Source organism: Pseudoalteromonas sp. SIMBA_162 (assembly GCF_046535955.1).
In the GTDB taxonomy this organism is placed as follows: Bacteria; Pseudomonadota; Gammaproteobacteria; order Enterobacterales; family Alteromonadaceae; genus Pseudoalteromonas; species Pseudoalteromonas marina.
Genome location: NZ_JAWJBQ010000085.1, coordinates 1 through 433 on the forward strand (window position 1 = coordinate 1; position 433 = coordinate 433).

The following is a 433-nucleotide window of genomic DNA, read 5'->3' on the forward strand; positions in this document are numbered from 1 at the left end:
GTCGCGCAGACAGCCTGCTGTCACGACTGGCTTCCTGCGCGTTGGCACAGCGCTATCTAAACCACCAGACGGAAATCCGCTCATGACCGATGTCACGCTGGTGCTGAACGCAGGCTCCTCCAGCATCAAGTTTGCCCTCTTCCCAGCAGTGGAGGGTGTACAGGAGCCAGTATTGCGCGGCAAGCTCTCCGGCATCGGCAGCCATCCCAGGTTCACAGCGCAAACCCGCGATGGCACCACCCCGAATTGGGATGCTCAGCTGCCATTGCATCCGGGGGCCAGTCACGAGGATCTGATCCCGGCGCTTTTCGACTGGCTGGAGCGCCATGATGATGGCCTGACCATCACTGCAGCCGGTCATCGCGTCGTGCATGGCGGCCGCGAGCATCACGGCCCCGCACGTGTCTGCCCGACCTTGCTTGACGATCTGGCC

The 433-nt window shown here is 62.8% G+C and carries 1 pseudogene; it reads left to right on the plus strand.

The features are described 5' to 3' along the window. Window positions 1-82 precede the first annotated feature (82 nt). A pseudogene (locus R0J88_RS18815) lies at window positions 83-433 on the plus strand (hypothetical protein); the annotation flags it as partial.